We start from the raw sequence: 19,728 nt of genomic DNA, 5'->3' as shown, positions 1-19,728 counted from the left end.
CAAGGGACCTGTCCCCTAGTCCCGCACCACCTACTCCCGCAATCGCACCAAAATCCCATTCCCCCCTTCACTCACTTTGACCACGGCCGTCTTCACTTTTCCTTCCACATCGAGTCCTGTTCCTTCGGGGATGAAGAAGTGTTTGCTTCCGTAGGTGACCTGGGCGGTTTGGTCCCATGAGCTTGTGACCTTCCCGTTCAGGAGGACATCACCGGGTTTCTTTTCGTAAGGGGCATTCCATTCCCCGCTGAAGCTATAAACACCTGTATATTCGTGGATACTTTGTGCATTTTTCCACAGCACGATGGTGATGGGCCCGTTGTCATCGATGGAGGTGCCTTCGAGCTGGGAAATGGTGTAATTCAATTGCACATAGTCGCCCTGGAGGAGGGATCTCGGATCGACAGGCTGAAGCTCCAATTGGATTGTTTCCCCGTTTTGTAAAAGGGTTTCGTTTGAATAGACACTATACCCGATCCAACCCCCTTGGAGGCAGATGATGAGGAGGATCCCAAACCTTTTACCGGCAATCATCGAGCGAGACTTCTGATCGGGGCCGGCATTTCTGTCCAGGTATGCAGCCGCCATCATGAAGAGTACTCCTAATACGGCTAAGAGCAGGGATTTATGGACGAGCTTCCAGGCAAGATCGTAATACAGCTGAATGATGAGCATGAACCAGAAGACAAAGGATGTAACCCAATAGAAGGTGCGATCCCGCTTTCTGAAGAAATATATGCAGAACGTTGTAGCAAGAAAGAACAGAGCGGTATAGATCATATGAAGCTGCAACGAAAGATCGATGACCGTTAACGAGAAAAAGGAAAGGAACCCAATGAGAAACGCTCCATACTGGATGACGTGCCTTTTATTAATAGCAAGGTACACGGCACTATTTAAGAGCATCATCACCGCCAGGAGGGGATGGGCGCCTAATTCCAGCGTTTGCCCAAGGAAGATCCCCATGTTCAATTGAAAAAGAAGGTAGAATACAACCTTCGCAGCGGCCCGTTTTTCAAGATAAAACACAAAGGCCAGAACGAAGAACATCGCAAACGAAAAGTCATCAAAGGTACTTGCCATCATCCCGAAGAGGATGCCGGTCATCGTAAGTGAATATTTTACAGGAGTCGGCCAGCTGGTTACCGTGCTCGGAATGACGAGAAATACGGTCGCCAATATAAATAGAGTGATCATTGAGGCGTCCACCATGAACAACGAAAGCAGACCGAAAACGGATGCCACGATGAAAACAGAGGCGATGGTCGTGACGCTGGCAACGAAGATCGTCTTCGTCCAATGACGGGAGGAGGGATGCTTCCGTAAATAGTTCACAAGGAAAACACTTCCCGCCAATAACAGGATTGCGGCTAATAAGAGACCGACAAAGAAAAGACTGGACACAAACCGTGCCATCAACTCGAACATTTTACTAATGATAAAGGCCGTTCCAAAAATCGAAAGGATGATGAAGATAGATGTTTCTTTATGAAGGTACCGGTACACCCCAACCCCCAGAATGAAGATATAAAAGAGAGAGAAGAAAACGGAATATCCGTCATGGAATGCTGTGATTATAAAGAGAAGGTTGGCAGAGACTAGACTCAGATAAAGCAAAGGCTTTGAAGCGATCCAGCCTTTTTTTATGACCAAAAACAAGAGTGTGTTCATGATTCCGACTCCGAAAGCGATCCATGTATGGAGTAGGGTCCAGTCCCCGATTGAAGACGAAGGGAATAAGTAGAAGTAAATCGTCAAATGGATGAGGATATGGGTCAATGCGTAAAAACCGCTGTACCTCGTGTACAAGCTGAAGAGGAGGGCGGGAATCGACCAGACAAGAAACAATAAATAACTGTCCGCGTGGGAATTGTAAAGCTGCCCGAGGAGAGCAACCGATAAGCCAAACGAGATCACCCCGCTGACCAGCATCCAGTTTGAAAGGAAATGGACCCCCTTCAATACACGGTCCAACAGAAAAGCTGCCCCATAGAACAACACAATCAAACAACCCGCCAAAGCCACTTTCTCCAGCCGGGAAAACACCTGCCAATTAGAAGCGAAAAAATAAAGTGCACTTGCCAAAAGAAACACTACCCCGAATAAATACGTCAAAGAAATCACTTTCTTCATATGATTCACCCTTTTTTCGGTTGATTGCTCTACTATATGAGCAAGGAAAGGTTAAACAGGGACGGTTACGATTGACTTTCTACATAAAAGTGGAAGTGGAAATTGCGCCACCCTAAGAGTAAAAAACCACATAATCCAGTCAAAGGAAAGACTGCCTTCAACTCCAAAAAGGCAGTCTTCTCATTGCTTTAGTTTGAGGCAGATTGAGTAGAGAAAATGCTTTTTTATCAGTACCGTTCTAAAAATCCCTCAACAACCTCATTAAACTTCTCACCATGCTCCCAAAACATAAGATGTCCTCCCAAAACTTCCACCGACGCTTTAGGAACCAGTGTGCTGAGGTAGAATTTAGCTGCTTCTGCCCAGTGCTCCGCAACGAAATATAGAGTCGGGACGGATTCACTGCTTTTTGCCGCCTCGTCACGATAATCCGAGAAAAGGCCGGAAGAAAACAGATTGGCGGCAATATAGTAAGGTGTCTTTAGTGATTGCTCGACAATCCAGTCTAATTCTTCTTCCTTCAGTTCCCGTTGCACCATGACCCCGGTGGCGTAAGCGGAAATGAAATCCCGTTGTCCTTTTGGATTCCGAAAGTAGTTCGTGTAGGCTGCAGCCATGTCATCAAGAGGACCTTCCACCCAATCCTTGTCTTGCTGCACGGATAAGGATTTTGGCGGCATATCAATAAAAACAAGGGATTTGATACCATCAGTACCGAATTGGCGGATATATTCCCAAACTGTTAAGCAGCCGAATGACCAGCCGGCAAGCGTTGCATTCTCTACTTTTAATTCCTTTAATACTTTTTGCAGATCCATCCCGTGTGTTACATAGTCATTCCCATGAACCGTCATGGTCGATCGGCCGTGACTTCTGGGATCGATCACAATCGTACGGTGAGTTTTTGAAAAGTGTTTGACCTGCTCGGAAAAGACTTCAGTTGTAAAGGTGAACCCAGGAATAAAGACAATGGGCTCACCGCTGCCGGTATCCTGGACGAATAATTCGATTCCCGGTTCTACTTCGATATATGTTTTCATGGCGGTCCTCCTTGGACTGTAAATTTCTATATTATATTCCCTATAATGTTATTTCATATCGGAAATTAGAGATTGAACAAGAGACAGCGTTTTAATGAATGAAATCCCACACATCTCCGAGTAATTTACCTATGCCCCTAAACAGCCAAAAAACCATCCTGAAAGGGAAAAAGAGTATTTCCGGTACCCAGAACAGCAGTTCAAGAAGACCATCCACTGTAGAATAATGTTCTCCGCGATCGCGTTTTCTTTGTCTCTTTTCCTTCATTCTCTTTCGCCATTTCTTCATGGCTTCAGCCCCTTATTGTTTTGTTAGTAGTTGATTATACGTTCCTTGGTTTATGATTGTTTCAAAATAATGGTTTTTTTATTTGTTTCAGCGATTTTTCGTTGTGGATGGGAGAAGGTTAACCAACTTAGTAATATGGGCTGATGAGGCTCATGGCAAGAGAAGACCAAACTATTTTTTAAACAAACGTTTGATTAAACCCGCAAAAGCCGATCATGAAGCCATTCAGACAATTAAACGAACGTTTAACAAAAAAATTTCATCCAAGGGTATCCTTTTTCCGCATTTCTTAATATCTAGTAAGTGAATAGATATAGGAGAGGTGGAATTTTTTTATGAAATCAAGTTGTAACGTAGTCGATCAAGTTGGGGACATGAAGATCGAGGGGAATCTGGTTCCTCACTTGTGGTATAAGAATATAACGTTTTCGAGCGGGAAGGCGAACTTTGTAGCGATTACGCTGCTGGCGGATATTTTGTATTGGTACCGTCCGACATTTGTCAGGGATGAGAGCGGTAATGTTGTGGGGACCAGGACGAAATTCAAGGGGGATATGCTGCAGAAGAGTTACCAGGCGTTTGCCGATACATATGGGTTTACGAAGAGACAGGTGAAGGAAGGGATCGATTTCCTGGTGGATCATCACCTGCTGATCAGGGAGTTCAGGACGATCACGACGTCGAGCATCGTGTTGAGTAATGTGATGTACGTGCAGCCGGTGGCGGAGAATGTTCGTAGGGTGATAGGGGAAAGATGCCATGTGAGTGAGCTGGTTTCCATTTGCCGTGATGATACGTTGGAACGGACCACCGCTTGCGATGCAAAGGAGGACCTGTCCCAGGAGGTAGAGGGGTCTCCTCCGGTGGAGCGGGAGACGTATACAGAGAGATCTTCAGAGAGTTCTTCAGAAATTAAAAGCAATCAACAACAACAAAGCGCGCGTGAATGTGCGGTGACATTTTTCAAAGAAAATGGATTCGGCAGGATGGGATCTTATCTTGAGGAGAAAATCCAGGGCTGGTGTGAGAAGCTTTCCAGCTGCCTTGTTGTGGAAGCGATGAAGAAGGCTGCCGAGCAGGGGAAGCAGTATTGGAGTTACGTGGAGGCGATCCTTATGAAGTGGGAGCTGAAAGATGTTCGGGATGATGCAGAGGCGAAAGAGTTGGAGATTATGAGTAAGAAAGGTTCAAAGGGTAAGAAGAGGACTGGACAGAAAACGAAGCCGATCCGGACGGAGAAGTTGCCTGAATGGTTCACTCAGGAGACTTCCGAAGAAGCTGCTGTGCAGGAGCAGGATGAGGAATTTGAAGTGGAGAAGGCGAAGCTGATGGCGGAGTTGGAAGAGTACAGGGAGCGTGTTTCCCAAGTTGTGATGCAGGGGTGAATGGTCGCTGCATCGATGGGGATTTAACACAGATTCTGAAGGTAAAATGTTCTGAAACAGGATTGAATGAAAAATATTTTGTTGATGGTATCCTTTTGAACCGGATGGTTGTATATAGAAGGTAAAGGAGGAGATAGCAATGAACCAATCAGTACTTTATAACCCGGAATTGATTCAGGGATCTATTTTTTATCACACAGAGGATTTGCGGATTTATCTATGGGTCCTTTTCCATGCGCGGGAAGAGGCAGGATACGAAGGCGGCTTTTATCTGGAAAAAGGGCAGTACATACAATCGATCAGCGAGCTGAAAGACCGTCTCTGGTTCTATAACGGGAAGAAAAAAGATGAATATTCCAAGTCGCGGATACAGCGTTCAATTAAGCGGCTGGAGAGGTGTGGATGGATCCGGGCGGAGAAGATGCAGTATGGGTATGTGTTTACGGTGTTTGAATTGACAGATGGTAAGGAAAGAAGCGGGGGGACAGGTCCATTGTCCCGCAAATAAAGATAGGAAGATCATATTTGGGTACACCAAACCTGTCCCCTTGTCCCTTCCAGCGTGTATGAATTAATTTAATTCGAAGGTTCACGGTGAGAGTAATCTAATAAAGCAACTTTGGCAGCAGCTACATTTTTCTCGTCAAATTCTTTGTTAAACTGAATAGGGGATACTCCAAATGTAACAGTATCCGTTCCTAATTGACCTGTTTTGTTTCCGTCATATGTCTGAACGGTAAATCTAATTACATAAGGATGACTTAGTTGTTTCCCTTTTTCCGATTGCTCTAATTCAACAACATCGTAATTTCCATCCCACCAATTATATTGAATTCTGATTGAATCTTTTTTATAAAAGTCTGTTACCGCTTGCTTTAATTCATCACTAAACTGGTCCAATATATAATGGTCGATAACTTGTTCCATTCCTTTTGTATCGTGTTTATGCTGTTTTTCAGCATGGACAGGGGTGGAAGATACGCACAAAGACAACATAAATATTGATACTGTCAGTAACTTATTCATTTTATCAACTCCTTTTCGAATAGTGTTTCGTAAAGGAGTTGATATTATTCAACTGGAAGAAGGAGACAGGAAGTGTAAATCATTTGGAACCGGGCCGGGGTAACTGACTCCCTCATTTTGGCCCTGAAGTCTTCCATTGTATTTTTCAATAGATCTTTTCAACTTGACGTATAAACAAACGTTTGGTTTAAACCCTTTATTGCTAATGGGGAAGACGGTTAGAAGGTTAAACAATCGTTTAACTGATATAAATCGGAGGAGAGTTTATTGAATTGAAATCAACAGGTTCCGTTTATTCAAGTCGCGCACGACAGGCGCTTTTGTATTTGTTATCCCAGATAAATGACAAATGGCAAAGGTGGGGCAGATCTGATATATGAGATTAGATGAGAGAGGGAGAGTAGGGATTTGTTTCCGAAGGGTGTTTTAGTCTATTTACCTAGAATGTTTCATAAACCAGTTTTAAGGGACACGGTCCGTGTCCCTAAAAGAATAATGCTGTATATCCAATTAAACCAGCTATTAGTAGAATAGACTGGATAACAATCCCCAGTATGTTGATAATCAACCCTGCTATGGCGAAACTTCTGCCACTTTCATGGCGTGATCTGATTTCGTTTAAACTCCGTTTTGCGATCACCACTCCTATAATTCCTACTAGGAGTCCAATTTGAATAAGGAATAATGAAACAACACCTAAAACGAAAGAAATGAATGCCTTTTCATTTATCTTGTTCTTCATAAGGGCTGGATGCCTCCTTTCCGAAAGGCTTTAACTAAGGAAATAAGTATGATTAGATTTAGAGAGACTGTCCCAATACACTTCACCTGAAAGAATTAATTATCAGATTTGTCCTTGGTTAGATCCCGAAACTCTCTATATAAATTGATAACGCCAATTAAAAAACAGAGATATGACGATTCTTGTATTCTCGGGACCGTAAAAACCCTCAAAACCTTGCAAAAAGTAAAAGAAAAAACCAAATGAAAATGAAAACGCTGCTGTTATATGTCCCAAGAAAACGCCACACTGAATCATTAAACTTCGCGTAACATTCCTAGTAAAAAACCACAATTAGATTACAAGTATATGAGATCATTATACTTTATATAAGAAAAATTACCCATGTGAATATACGATTCTTTAAAACTTTGATTTTGAGAAGTCGGGACAGTGTACCTGTGAACTTGATCCTTAAACATAAAGGGTTGTGGCACAGGGACCTCATCTCGCAAATAATCATTCCCATGAACCGTAATGTTGGATCAGCCGTAACTTCTTGGATCGATCACAATCGTCCGGTGGGTTTTTAAAAAAATGTTTGATCTGCTCGGAAAAGACTTCAGTCGTAAAGGTGAACTCCGGAATAAAGACAACAGGCTCACGATGCCGATATCCTCCACAAATAATTCGATTCCCGACTTCCACTTTGATATATGCTTTCATGGCGGTACACCCAAAATTGTAGTCAATGAATTTCTAATAGTATATTTGCCATAATGGCATTCATTTAGGAAATTATAGATTAAGTAATTACATTGTATAAGTTGAGGGGCGGGGCAGTCATTCAAGAGTACAGGCACAGTTGGAAAGGGTTAATGGGTTACAGGGTATAAAGCGGGAAGCTCCTACTAATGGGGACTTCCTGTTTTTATGGCTTAGGATAACTTTTATAACTTATATCGAAATAATATTCGTTTTCAGTTTACAAGAATAGGGCTGCTTTTCTCTACTCTACCGTGTTTATTGATAAATGCATGTATTAATAGGTCTATTTTCTAATCAACTAGATTATTAGTCAAAGAAGAGCACGTTAGCACTTATTCAAAAGATTAGATTAATATAATTATTTGCTATATAACAATTCCGCCAAGAAAACAAATAATTAAGAATAGTTTGAAAACTAGTAACGAATATGTAATAATAACCATGAAGTCTTCATATGTTAAGTTAACATAAGAGTTAAAAAGGGGGTGAAAAACAATATGAAAGTGAAACGTAAATCTTTGGTTGATCATATCGTTCATGATTTTATGAAGGATGTCAAAGAGGGGAAATATACGTATGGTGAGAAGCTGCCCTCTCAAAAAGAGATGTCAAATTATTATCAAGTTAGTTTGATCGCTTTAAGGGAAGCACTTACGAAATTGTCGGCGATTGGAATTATAAGTTTTCGTCAAGGGAAAGGGACGTACCTTAATAAGGTAGAAGGCAGGAGTGATATCTCATCTGAGTTTTCATCACTGATTTTTCATGATATTAATAATCTCCGCTCGATTGTGGAAGCCAGACAAATTATTGAAAGAGAAACTAGTTTTTTAGCAGCAAAACGCAAAACACCTGAGGATGTATCAGAGTTAAAAAGAACCATCGACGGTATGAAAGTAAGTTTTGATGACATCGAGACGTTTGGTCAGTGGGATTTGGAATTTCACATTGCGATTGCAAGAGCTTCAAACAATCCTGTACTTCAGAAAATCATTATGCTTCTCATTGATAGTTACCGTAAAGAGGTTTCTAAATTTTTCCGGATTCCAGGAGTGATCGAAAAAGTCTTTATAGAACATGAAATGATTTACCATCATATTATTGATGGTAACGGAGCGGATGCTTCCGGGGGCATGTATTCGCATCTCGAACTCCCTGAAAAGGTATTTTCAGCTAAGTTAGCCGAAGGAGATTCTATGTAAACCAGACGATACATATTTCTACAACTCTATCAACCAGCTTACTTAGAATCAGAAATGATTATTTTATTTTATTATAACCTTTTGTAAGCGCTTTAATCAGTTAGAAATACCATTGCTCTATTCTTTAAACTAGATTTGTTTAATGGATCCAAGATTGATTTAGATGTTTTTCCTTGGAAATTCAAAAAACGGAGGGAATATCAATGATCAAACGAATTTCAGTTTTGCTTATTTCGGTAATGTTAGTTCTTGGTTTGGCTGCATGTCAGCAAGTTGATGTATCGTCTTTGGATGGGGAATCGGGTGCGAAAGCAAAGAAAGTGAAATGGCAGCTGGCTACAGCATGGCCAGAGTCCATGTTTTTGCAGGAAATTCCCCAAAAGTGGGCTGAAGATGTAAAGAAAGCTTCAGGAGGAAGACTCGAAATTGAAGTGAATGCCGCTGGTGAATTAATGGGTGGAGGAGAAGTAATGGATGCAGCTAATATGAAAACTATCGATGCTTATCATGCTGCAACAAATATGTGGCTTGGGAAAATGCCGGCAGCTCCTTTCTTCACTTCGATCCCGATGTTAATGGATGAAAGTCTAAGGCTCGGCTGGGTATATGAAGGTGGAGGATTGGAACTTTGGCAGAAAATGTATGATGAAGCAGATTTAAACATCCAAGTGGTCCCTTTAGGATTTACCGGTCCTGAAACACTTGCATGGTCCAATAAAGAAATGTCCAATCTCGAAGACTGGCAAGGTGTGAAATACCGAACGGCTGGCTGGTGGGGAGAAATTCTTAAGAATAGTGGAGTTTCGGTTACATCCACTCCGGCCGGAGAAGTATACTCGGGTCTGGAAAGAGGGGTCATTGATGCAGCGGAATTTGCTACTCCTAACATTGACAAGGATTTAGGATTTGATGAGGTTGCTGAGTATTATACTGGACCGGGGATGCACCAGCCGACGACAATGTATTATTTAGGAATAAACAAAGATTCCTGGAACGAGTTACCGGAAGATTTGAAAGAAATTGTCTTAACAACTGCAAAAGCAACCACTTTATGGAGCTATACACGAGATCAACATGAGAGTATGGAAGCGAATGACTACTTCTTAGAAAAAGGAGCGAAACCAGTAAAAGTGGATGAAGAAACTCAACAGAAACTGCAGCAAGAAACGATTAAATACTTAGACAGTCAATCAGAGGAATTGGGCGGAACGTATAAAGAAACGTGGGATTCTATTAAGGAATACAGAGAACGATACACTGAATTCAGAGATTTAATGATGCCAGAGACAGAGTAATAAAAAAGATGGGTAAGAGCGGCGGGGATACCAGAATCCTGCTCTCTTACTTTTTAATAAAGGGGTTAGCTCAATGGAATATTTCAAAAAAATTTGTGGGGGAATTGAATCTTTCAATGAGAAAGTTGCCAAAATTTCCGCTTGGGCCGTAATCGTCTTAATCTTGGTCATCACCTATGAAGTAGTCTCTCGATACGTCTTTAATCACTCAAACGGATGGAGTTATGAAGTGTCTTATTTTCTTTCCAGCTTTCTGATCATGATGGCTATGGCCTACACCCTTCAAATAAAAAGTCATGTTAATATCGACATATTTTATAATAAGTTTTCAAAGAAAACCCAGTTGATTCTTTCAATTATTTTTACCTTAGTATTCTTTTTCCCGATGTGGTTTTTATTGATTAAAGTAATGATGCCAAATGTACTTCATTCATTTGAAACGGGTGAAAGAAGTTCATATGGCAGCTGGCTTCCTTTAATTTGGCCATTTAAAGCATGGATACTAGCTGGAGTCATACTCCTGGTCGTACAAGGGATATTGGATTTCTTGAATGATATTATTCGGTTGGTTAAGGGGGAGGATGCCATATGAGTCTGCTGCTCTCAAATCCCTATTTCATAACGATGTTAATGGTTGTATGTATGGTTTGTTTCCTGATCTTGGGATATCCGGTGGCATTTGTTCTAGGTGGTATTGCAACAATCTTCGGGTTGATATTCATTGGTCCGGAAGCGATTAATTTCTCCATGTTCAAAGTGTATGGAACCTTTAGTGAGTATTTATTGGTTGCAGTTCCGTTGTTTGTGTTTATGGGTGTAGTCATTGAAAAATCCGGTTTAGCCACACGGTTATTCGATGCCATGCATGTGATTCTGGGGAGACTGCCCGGCGGATTGGCTGTTACCACAGTCATCACATCCACTATTTTTGCAGCTGCAACAGGGGTGATCAATGCATCTGTAGTGACGATGGGCCTCCTGGCACTGCCCGCCATGTTAAAACATAAATATAGTATCCCGCTTGCAACAGGTTCTATCACGGCAGGGGGCACACTGGGGGTACTTATTCCTCCGAGCGTCATTATTCTGATATATGGCCCTGTAGCCGGGATTTCTGTAGGAAAACTATTCATGGGAGCGGTTATTCCAGGGTTGCTGCTATCTTTGGTATATTCCATCTATATTATCATCCATTGTTACATAAAGCCTGAGGATGGACCGCCCCTTCCAAAATCAGAAGTGAATGTTCCGTTATCGAAAAAGATTTATCTTATCTCTACATCTGTGTTGCCGGTTGGGTTATTAATGCTAGCCGTACTTGGTACCATTTTCTTCGGCATTGCTTCCCCGACAGAAGCAGCCGGGATCGGAGCATTAGCTTCTCTATTGCTTGCAGCTGCTTATAAGAAGCTAACATTTAAAGATTTAAAAGAATCAGTATATCGGACTGCGACAGTATCGGCTATGACATTCCTGATCTTAATATGCGCCGGATTCTTCACGATTGTGTTTACTAGATTGGGAGGGAACAAAGTAGTTGAAAATTTACTGGTAAGCCTGCCATTTCCAGATTGGGGTATCATCTTGGCTATTCTCGCCATTATTTTCTTAATGGGCATGTTCCTTGACGAAATTGCGGTAATCATGATAGCAGTTCCAATTATTTCTCCGATTGCTGCAGGGTTGGGATATGACCCGCTATGGTTTGCCTTAGTTGTTATGGTGGTCATGCAAACAGGTTTTTTAAGTCCTCCATTTGCACTGTCCATCTTCTATTTAAAGGGAGTGGCGCCGCCGGAGGTGAAAACCTCTCATATTTACAAGGGAGTTGTGCCATTTATCGCACTTCAACTCTTTGTCATTCTTATACTTATGATGTTTCCTGAAGTAGTTACGTGGCTGCCTGAATTAATGATTGAATAGAGTGAACAATAGCTGAAAAGGGCAGGTGATAGCGTTTGAAAACGTTGGTAATAGGTTCAGGGGCGATGGGTTCTCTTTTTGCAGGTAAGTTAAAGCAATCAAACTCCGATATTACTCTTTTTAATAGAACAAATAATCATATCAACCAGATTAGGGAGAACGGCCTGCGGATCATCGAAAGAGATGGGACTATTTCTAAGATGAAACTACCTGTCATAACCGAACCTGAACAGCTTGACGATGAATATGATCTTATCATCATATTAGTGAAAACATTTGTAACCGAGCAGGTAATGGAAAAGGTATTGCATACAATAACCAAAAATACCGTAGTACTGACACTGCAAAACGGTGTAGGGAACTTGGAGGTTTTGCAAAAACTGCTTCCCAATCATGAGATAGCGGCGGGTGGTACCCATTCAGGTGCGGGGGTAGTAGAGGATGGGGTTATTGCCCACCGTGCCTGGGGAGATACCTTCATTGGGTATTCTGACAAACAAACAAAATCTTTAAAGCTTGAAAAGGTTGCTGATATGTTTACTCAGAGCGGGTTACAAACCTATGTAGTGGATGACGTACAATCTATCATCTGGAGTAAATTACTACTAAACGTTGCCTACAATGGCCTAACAGCCGTGACCAGGTTGAAAAATGGTGATGTTGTACTCAGTAAGGATGGGCAGGAAATAGTAGGAGACTTAGTGGAGGAAGCCTTGAGTGTCGCTAAAGCGCAAGGGATTACCCTTTTATATGATGATCCGGTAAAAGAATGCATTGAATTGGGGCTGACTAAAATCGGGGAAAACAAATCTTCGATGCTTACAGATGTATTAAATAAAAGAAAGACTGAGATAGATGTGATAAACGGAGCAATTGTAAAATATGGTGAAATGCTTTCTATTCCAACACCTTGCAACAAGATGATTACACAGTTGATCAAGGTTATTGAAAATGGCTATTCAAACAATGGTGCAAGGGTATAGGCATGTATCATTATGAAAGCTCCTTATATTGAGGTAAAGATCAAATACGTTTGGAGGGCTATCATAAATGAATTCTGGTTATCAAATTGCTGTTCTGCCTGGTGATGGGATCGGTCCGGAGGTAGTCAATGAGGCAATAAAAGTATTAGAACTTCTAAAAAAGTTGGATTCTTCATTAAATATTGAGTTTGAAACGTTTGACTGGAGCAGTGAGTATTATTTAGAACATGGACATATCATGCCGCCAAATGGGCTTGAAAAACTGAAGGAATATGATGCAATTCTATTTGGGGCGATTGGGGATCACCGTGTTTCGGATGAAGTGACCATTTGGCAGTTGATCATGCCGATCCGTAAACAACTTCAGCAATACATCAACTTCCGCCCTGTAAAGCTGCTTAAGGGCGTTTCCTCTCCATTGAAAAACGGTCATGATATCGATTTTGTGATTATCCGTGAAAATGCAGAAGGTGAATATTCAAATAGCGGCGGCAGGTTGTATCACGGCGCAGAAGAAGAAATCGCGGTTCAAAATACAATCATAACGAGATTGGGAACAGCTAAATGTGCGAATTACGCATTCGAGTATGCCGAAAAACACGGGAAAAGGAAAGTAACGAGTGCCACTAAATCAAATGCCATCATCCATTCGATGAAACTTTGGGATGAGGTAGTAGACGAGGTAAGTGGAAATTATTCATCTATATCATTAGAAAGCTATTATATTGATGCTCTTGCCGCGTATTTTGTTTCAAAACCTGCAGAGTTCGATGTGGTAGTGGCTTCTAATTTGTTTGGGGATATTCTGAGTGATCTAGGTTCAGCGGTTGTAGGCGGCCTGGGGCTGTCACCTTCGGCCAACATTAATCCTGAGGGTGATTTTCCTTCTATGTTTGAACCTGTCCACGGATCTGCACCTGATATTGCTGGTAAGGGAATCGCAAATCCGATTGCTCAAATCTGGTCAGCTGCTCTGATGCTTGAATACTTGGGCAGAGAGGACCTCGGGGCATTGATAGTAGAGTCCATTGAACAAGTGCTTTTGAGCAGAGAAGTCCGCACCCCTGATCTTGGGGGTACCTCGACTACCAGTGAAATGGGTACAGCGATTTGCGATGCAATACACCAGAAACTTCTGAGAGAGAAGGTTGATAAACTATGAGATTACAAGATGAAGTATTCGTCATAACTGGTGCCACAGGAGGCATGGGAAAAGAAACCTGCAAACGGTTTTTAGAGGAAGGTGCTTATGTCGCAGCGGTTGATTTGAATATAGATCAATTAGAAGAAAGCGAACGTCTTGTACCAATTGCAGCGGATTTAACAAATGAACAGGACGTCGTAAAGGTATTTACAAAGGCGAATCAAACCTTTGGTCGTATAGACGGTCTCATCAATATGGCGGGTATAGCACAATCAGCCACGCCGATTGAAGAAGTGAGTCTGAAAGATTGGGAGAAAATAATCAGTGTAAATGCCACTTCCCTGTTCCTCACATGCCGTGAGGTGGTTCCATACATGAAGAACCAGGGAGAAGGCGTTATCGTAAATATCGCATCCATTTCCATGGTACGGCCAAGGCCGGGTTTGAATGCGTATATTGCCTCGAAAGGAGCAGGTGTCTCATTTTCACAGGCTCTCGCCATTGAATTGGCAGAGCACGGTATTCGGGTGAATGTGGTCAACCCTGGGCCGGCTGATACAAATATGTTGTCTCAGTTCTCTTCCAGGGATGCAGATATTGAAAGTACAAAAGAAAGTATTTTCAAAAAAAGTGTACCATTAGGCAGATTAATAAAGCCCATCGATATTGCGAGTTCCCTTGTATACTTGTGTTCGAAAGAAGCGGCTATTGTAACAGGCTCTGTGTTAAATGTAGATGGCGGAAGGGGGATTTAGACAGTGAGGGCAGCAGAAGTTAAAGACCTGGGATGTTATATTAACGGTGAATGGACGGTCACCGGTGAGAACAGGGTCATTGAAATTCTAAATCCAGCTGATGGATCTCTCCTTGGATTTGTGCCACGGGGAGGAGCAGAAGAAATAGACATTGCTGTAAAGGCAGCTAAAAAAGCATTCACCTCGGTTGAATGGAAGAGAATGACTCCCTATTACAGAGCGAAATTCCTTTACAAAACCGCAGAAATCATTCGTGAAAATCAAGAAGAATTAGCCAAATTGGAGACCTTGGATGTAGGTAAACCATTCATCCAGTCCAAAGCTGATGTTGAGATTGCTGCCCGTTATTTTGAATACTATGCAGGAATAGCAGATAAGATTATGGGAGAGACTATACCGGTCGAACCGGGTATCATCGATTATACTGTCCGAGAGCCAATCGGGGTGGTAGGGCATATAATCCCATGGAATTATCCCCTGCAAATAGGTGCCAGAAGCATAGCAATCTCTATTGCGACGGGAAATACAACAGTATTAAAGCCTGCTGAAGATACCCCGTTATCAATGTTGAAATTGGTCGAATTAATAGAACCGTTTGGACTTCCAAAGGGGGTTGTGAATGTAGTCACGGGTTATGGCCATGAAGCCGGCGCTGCTCTTTCTGAACACCCTGATATCAATCACATTACCTTCACTGGATCAGTAGAGACGGGGAAAAAAGTGATGGAGAGCGCCTCAAGAAATATCGTTCCCGTAACACTTGAACTTGGAGGGAAGTCACCAAATATTGTGTTCGCAGATTGCAATGAAGAAAATGCCCTCGAACTGGTACTTCGTTCAATTGTACAAAATGCTGGTCAGACGTGCTCAGCCGGCTCACGTTTAATAATAGAAAAATCAATCCAGGAAACTTTTGTGCGAAAATTAGCAACGATGATGGAGAATCTCTCAATAGGTCCAGGGATAGATAACCATGATCTAGGTCCTGTTCTATCAAAGAAGCAATTTGAAAGAATTAACAGCTTCATAGATTTGGCAAGAAAAGATGGAATTACTGTTTTAACAGGCGGGGAGCGGATATTAATAGATAACTGTGAAGCTGGTTACTATCTTAAGCCCACTATCTTCGATGGTGTTCCACCTGATCATTACCTGGCTCAAGAAGAGATTTTCGGTCCGGTTCTAACGGTTAGTACATTCGATACAGAAGAGGAAGCGATTGAAATGGCGAATGGAACACAGTATGGACTTGTTGCAGGCGTTTGGACTGAAAATGCTGGGAAAGCGCATCGTGTAGCAAACAGGTTGCAATGCGGCCAAGTATTTATTAACCATTACGGTGCAGGAGGAGGCATAGCTCAACCTTTCGGAGGCTATAAAAAAAGCGGATTTGGCCGTGAGAAAGGGTTAGAGGCTCTTCGGAATTATACGCAATTGAAAAATGTGGCGTTGAAATATGAGTAATGATGTGAAGTGAGGGGAAGGTTCCCTCGCTTTCTTTTGTATATAAGAATAAAAAATATTCTAAATAGCTCCAACCGCCCTATTTAACCAGCTTGATAATAGTAAGTGATTTATTGAAGATGAAATTGCAGGCTAACATTTATGTAGATGATTTAGGGGATGAACATTCCTCTGTAGTTGTATCCGATTTCTGGAATCAAGATTTAGCAGGAGTAACATATGAGCAGGCAGGGCGGCTCATTCAGTGATTTTTGCTTTTGGTATCTTCTATAGCTTTTTAAACAAACGTTTGTTTTAATCTTCAGATCCCAACGGGGAAAGGAGTTACATTATTAAACAATTGTTTAACGAACCATTTTTTATGCGAGGTTTAACATTGTGACGCCATAAGCCGATGACGCTTTTGCACATTTTGCGGAACAGAACTAAAGGGGAATTTAGTCATTCCGATCAGTGGGACAACACCCCTATCCCGCAAAGGCGCAAATTGGTCCTTATTTGAGCTTATTGCTGCAAGCTCCTTGGGGATGGAAGGTATTGTGGAATAGTAAAGAAGGTGTGTATCCTCAGGGTCTTCAAATCTTCAGCAGCATCATAGGGAAACGTGGTATGTGCTGTCGTTAAATCGTGCGGATAAGGGGATTTACTACTGAAAATGTGGGTGTATGGCATCTGATCTTTAAAAAAGGACAGGAATATCTGAAGGTCTTTATCTAGTGATGGCTCTTAGAGTAGGTGGTGTGGATTTAAAGACTTATTTACGACAATGTACACGAAAACCCGATAGGAAAGGGTTGCTGAACGACAGGGTGATTAATTAGCTAAATTTTCTGAATATAATATTGGTTTCCTGCCTTCACTTTCGTATGATAAAGGGTGAAATGGACAAGACAATATATGAGTAGAGGGAGGCAGGGCTTAATGAAGAAAGTTTTCTTAAGTATCGTGATTCTGTTAATGATGCTGCCAGGGGCAATGAACGGAAAGTCAGTCGGGGCAGAGTCAGTGAGTAAATTGGATTCCACTTATTTCGGTGGGCCGGAGCAGCTCTTGACCCCACTGACTGATGCCATCAGCATCTTCAATGGGGCGGTAGGGACAGAGGATGGGAGGCCGGTGATGTATACCACGACTAAAGGACTTCCGGCACAACTGAATGTCATGGATATTAAATCGGAGAAACTGCTTAGGGTCATTCCGCTGGAAGGGGCAGAGAATACATGGGCACACGAGGTTCTTCCGAATGGTGATCTCTACATAGCGACCATCGGAGGCGGAGCCAAGCTGTGGAAATACTCGCCTGGTGCCGACACAGCGGAGGTGGTAGCCACTTTTTCCGGTGAAACCTTCCCATTTGCGATCACTTCTGATCAGGGTAAGGTCTATGTGGGGACTTATCCAAGCGGCAAAGTGTATGAGTATGATCCTGCAAACGGGGGCGTGGATGATTACGGAAGAATGATCGGGGAATCTTCCCAGGAGTATATTCGCTCACTCGCCGTGATAGGAAATGATGTCTACTCCGGGACAGGGCACGGAAAGATCATCCATTACAATAAGGAAACGGGTGAGAAGGAAGACATCGCTGCATCAATCGGCGAGCAGGGGCATATTTACGACCTGGATAAGGTCGATGACCGTTACCTGTTCGCACGCTATGAACTTTCCAGCAATGGCTATGTGTATGATACCCAGGAAAGGGAATGGCTTGATGTAGTAATACCAAAAGCCCGCGGCCTCCATGTTCCTGAACAATCTGAGGACGGGAAGATTTATTTCATGAATACTGAGAACAAATTGCAGACGTTTGATATCAAGACATTGGCTGTAGAAGATACCGGCATCGAGTATGGGAGCGGCTTCCGGGGAGTTGACTGGGTGGAATTCGGAACCTCTGACTTGCCTGGAAAAAGCCTTGTCACTATCAACTTCAGCGGGTATGTTTCGATCCTGAATCTGGAGAAGAAGGAGACGATCAAGACACCGGTGCTTGCTCAAGGAACAGCAAACGTCATTAATAAAATCGAGACCGGACCAGATGGCAAACTATATATGAGCGGAGTCCAGACGGGGAAAGGAGCCATCTACGACACGGTCAATAAGACGAAAAAAGTGTTTGACATGGGACAGGGTGACAGTATTGCCGCGTTCGGGGATAAGCTGCTCTTCGGTGTATATCCTGCAGGGGATGTCAGAGAGTTTGATCCCGCTCAGGAACCATCGGACTCCAATCCGAAGACATTGTTCACACTCGGAGAGGAACAGAATCGAATCCACTCAATTGTAGAAGGAGATGGAAAAGCTTATATCGGCAGCATCCCTTTCTATGGAGAATTAGGCGGGGCACTGACAGTATATGATCCGGAAGCTCCAGATGAAGAAAAAGTCAAGACCTTCAGAAATATCGTAGAGGACCAGAGTGTAAACAGCCTTGCTTATAAAGATGGAAAGGTGTATGGATCCACCACCATCAATGGAGGGCTCGGAGCGGACCCGACTGCTGAAGAGGCAAGGATTTTCGTATGGGATACCGAAACGGAAGAAAAGGTCGAAGAGATCACACTCTCCATAGATGGTCTCGAAAAGCCCGAAGCGATAGGGGATTTGTCCTTTGGGCCGGACGGATTTTTATGGGGGGCCTCCATCGACACCATTTTTGCAATGGATCCTGAAACGCTTACCATCGTAAAAAGCAGGAAGCTATATGATTCTCTGCCTTTATCAGCGTGGAATAAGATTGAGCTTGAATGGTCAAATGACCTCCTTTATGCAGACTTCAGCGGGAATTTGACCGCCATCGATCCGAATACCTTGGATAGTAAGCAAATCGCACGAGTGTACGATTTCTCCGTAGGTCAGGATGGGAATCTTTACTACGCTTCCAGAGAAAACCGGACGATGCTTCATAAGATGGAAGTGAAGCCGGTTTCTGATAAAGAAGAAATGACTGTAACGAATCACCAATTCGAAAGACCGGTAAAGGGCGATGATATCACGGGTTGGACATCGATGTTCAACACGGATGATCAGGCTGGATATACTGTATCCGGGGAGGAGCATTCTCATGGAAGAAAAAGCCTGAAGCTTGTGGACACAGCCAGGAATAAGTCAGTCGCACTAATGAGTGATACCATTGAAGTATCCAAAGGCGAGGTCTTTGAAACTTCGGCAAATCTCTTCATTAAAGAAGGGACTGGAAGTTTCATGGTGAGGTTCTACGATGAAGCCGGAAAGTCGATTATCGATAAACCGGTTCATACAAACACAGGGCTGAACAAATGGCAGAACATCTCCATTACAACGGAAGCCCCTGAGAACGCTGAAACAATGAGAGTGATTTGTTATACAACCTCATATTCCATGGGAACTGTATATTACGATAAAGTTGAAGTGAAGAAACTTTTATTTGATTGATGAATGGGACAGTGCCCTGCCACCTTTCTCTATATCTAGAAAGCGAATAGATATAGAGAAAGGTGTTTTTTTAAGAAATCAGGTTGCAAAGTAGTGGATGAGATCGTAGAAATGAAGATTGAGGGGGATCTGGTTCCTGCTCATGGATAAGCTTTACGGTATGTTAAAGGCGCGGGGGAAGTGTCC

General features: G+C 42.6%; 17 protein-coding genes. 11 read left to right on the top strand and 6 right to left on the bottom strand.

Annotation, left to right across the window (positions count from 1 at the left end):
* Nucleotides 1-30 precede the first annotated feature (30 nt).
* From V6B33_RS05695 to V6B33_RS05685, 3 genes are all read right to left on the bottom strand, one after another.
* Nucleotides 31-2,133: a GDYXXLXY domain-containing protein gene (locus V6B33_RS05695; protein ID WP_334216778.1), complete on the bottom strand. Its 2,103-nt coding sequence runs from the start codon at nt 2,131-2,133 to the stop codon at nt 31-33.
* 227 nt (nt 2,134-2,360) lie between these two features.
* Nucleotides 2,361-3,173 (bottom strand): alpha/beta fold hydrolase, encoded by an 813-nt coding sequence (locus tag V6B33_RS05690; protein WP_334216777.1) that lies wholly within the window; start codon nt 3,171-3,173, stop codon nt 2,361-2,363.
* Nucleotides 3,174-3,264: 91 nt separating this feature from the next.
* The gene (locus V6B33_RS05685) at nt 3,265-3,462 is read right to left on the bottom strand and encodes a hypothetical protein (RefSeq protein ID WP_334216776.1); all 198 of its coding nucleotides are present in this window, start codon (nt 3,460-3,462) and stop codon (nt 3,265-3,267) included.
* Between the two features lie 335 nt (nt 3,463-3,797).
* Between V6B33_RS05685 and V6B33_RS05680 the strand changes: the two genes are divergently transcribed.
* Together V6B33_RS05680 and V6B33_RS05675 are read left to right on the top strand one after the other, a co-directional pair.
* The gene (locus tag V6B33_RS05680) at nt 3,798-4,847 is read left to right on the top strand and encodes a DnaD domain-containing protein (protein WP_334216775.1); all 1,050 of its coding nucleotides are present in this window, start codon (nt 3,798-3,800) and stop codon (nt 4,845-4,847) included.
* 139 nt (nt 4,848-4,986) lie between these two features.
* Nucleotides 4,987-5,355: a hypothetical protein gene (locus V6B33_RS05675; RefSeq protein WP_334216774.1), complete on the top strand. Its 369-nt coding sequence runs from the start codon at nt 4,987-4,989 to the stop codon at nt 5,353-5,355.
* A 68-nt stretch (nt 5,356-5,423) separates the two neighbouring features.
* On the opposite strand, the gene V6B33_RS05670 is transcribed toward V6B33_RS05675, so the two are convergent.
* From V6B33_RS05670 to V6B33_RS05660, 3 genes are all read right to left on the bottom strand, one after another.
* The gene (locus V6B33_RS05670) at nt 5,424-5,873 is read right to left on the bottom strand and encodes a DUF3888 domain-containing protein (RefSeq protein WP_334216773.1); all 450 of its coding nucleotides are present in this window, start codon (nt 5,871-5,873) and stop codon (nt 5,424-5,426) included.
* 484 nt (nt 5,874-6,357) lie between these two features.
* Nucleotides 6,358-6,615: a DUF4190 domain-containing protein gene (locus tag V6B33_RS05665; protein ID WP_334216772.1), complete on the bottom strand. Its 258-nt coding sequence runs from the start codon at nt 6,613-6,615 to the stop codon at nt 6,358-6,360.
* A gap of 498 nt (nt 6,616-7,113) precedes the next feature.
* Nucleotides 7,114-7,320, bottom strand: a complete 207-nt coding sequence (locus V6B33_RS05660) for a hypothetical protein (RefSeq protein WP_334216771.1) — start codon at nt 7,318-7,320, stop codon at nt 7,114-7,116.
* A 539-nt stretch (nt 7,321-7,859) separates the two neighbouring features.
* Between V6B33_RS05660 and V6B33_RS05655 the strand changes: the two genes are divergently transcribed.
* The 9 genes from V6B33_RS05655 (at nt 7,860) to V6B33_RS05615 (ending at nt 19,542) form a co-directional block, all read left to right on the top strand.
* On the top strand, nt 7,860-8,564 hold the full coding sequence (locus tag V6B33_RS05655) for a FadR/GntR family transcriptional regulator (protein WP_334216770.1): 705 nt from the start codon (nt 7,860-7,862) through the stop codon (nt 8,562-8,564).
* Nucleotides 8,565-8,767: 203 nt separating this feature from the next.
* On the top strand, nt 8,768-9,859 hold the full coding sequence (gene dctP, locus V6B33_RS05650) for a TRAP transporter substrate-binding protein DctP (protein WP_334216769.1): 1,092 nt from the start codon (nt 8,768-8,770) through the stop codon (nt 9,857-9,859).
* A gap of 73 nt (nt 9,860-9,932) precedes the next feature.
* The gene (locus V6B33_RS05645; RefSeq protein ID WP_334216768.1) at nt 9,933-10,451 is read left to right on the top strand and encodes a TRAP transporter small permease subunit; all 519 of its coding nucleotides are present in this window, start codon (nt 9,933-9,935) and stop codon (nt 10,449-10,451) included.
* Entirely contained in the window at nt 10,448-11,782 is a 1,335-nt protein-coding gene (locus V6B33_RS05640; RefSeq protein ID WP_334216767.1) for a TRAP transporter large permease, read from the top strand. The genes V6B33_RS05645 and V6B33_RS05640 overlap by 4 nt, the downstream gene beginning before the upstream one ends.
* A gap of 35 nt (nt 11,783-11,817) precedes the next feature.
* Nucleotides 11,818-12,765, top strand: a complete 948-nt coding sequence (locus tag V6B33_RS05635) for a ketopantoate reductase family protein (protein ID WP_334216766.1) — start codon at nt 11,818-11,820, stop codon at nt 12,763-12,765.
* Between the two features lie 67 nt (nt 12,766-12,832).
* Nucleotides 12,833-13,927: a tartrate dehydrogenase gene (locus V6B33_RS05630; RefSeq protein ID WP_334216765.1), complete on the top strand. Its 1,095-nt coding sequence runs from the start codon at nt 12,833-12,835 to the stop codon at nt 13,925-13,927.
* Complete coding sequence (locus V6B33_RS05625; RefSeq protein ID WP_334216764.1) at nt 13,924-14,664, top strand: SDR family NAD(P)-dependent oxidoreductase; 741 nt, start codon at nt 13,924-13,926, stop codon at nt 14,662-14,664. Before V6B33_RS05630 ends, V6B33_RS05625 begins: the two co-directional genes overlap by 4 nt.
* 3 nt (nt 14,665-14,667) lie before the next feature.
* On the top strand, nt 14,668-16,128 hold the full coding sequence (locus V6B33_RS05620) for an aldehyde dehydrogenase family protein (RefSeq protein WP_334216763.1): 1,461 nt from the start codon (nt 14,668-14,670) through the stop codon (nt 16,126-16,128).
* Between the two features lie 921 nt (nt 16,129-17,049).
* Nucleotides 17,050-19,542, top strand: a complete 2,493-nt coding sequence (locus V6B33_RS05615) for a WD40 repeat domain-containing protein (RefSeq protein WP_334216762.1) — start codon at nt 17,050-17,052, stop codon at nt 19,540-19,542.
* The last annotated feature ends 186 nt before the right edge of the window (nt 19,543-19,728 follow it).

Source organism: Mangrovibacillus sp. Mu-81, from assembly GCF_036867415.1.
In the GTDB taxonomy this organism is placed as follows: domain Bacteria; phylum Bacillota; class Bacilli; order Bacillales; family Bacillaceae_B; genus Rossellomorea.
This window is presented reverse-complemented; position numbering and strand designations above follow the sequence as displayed.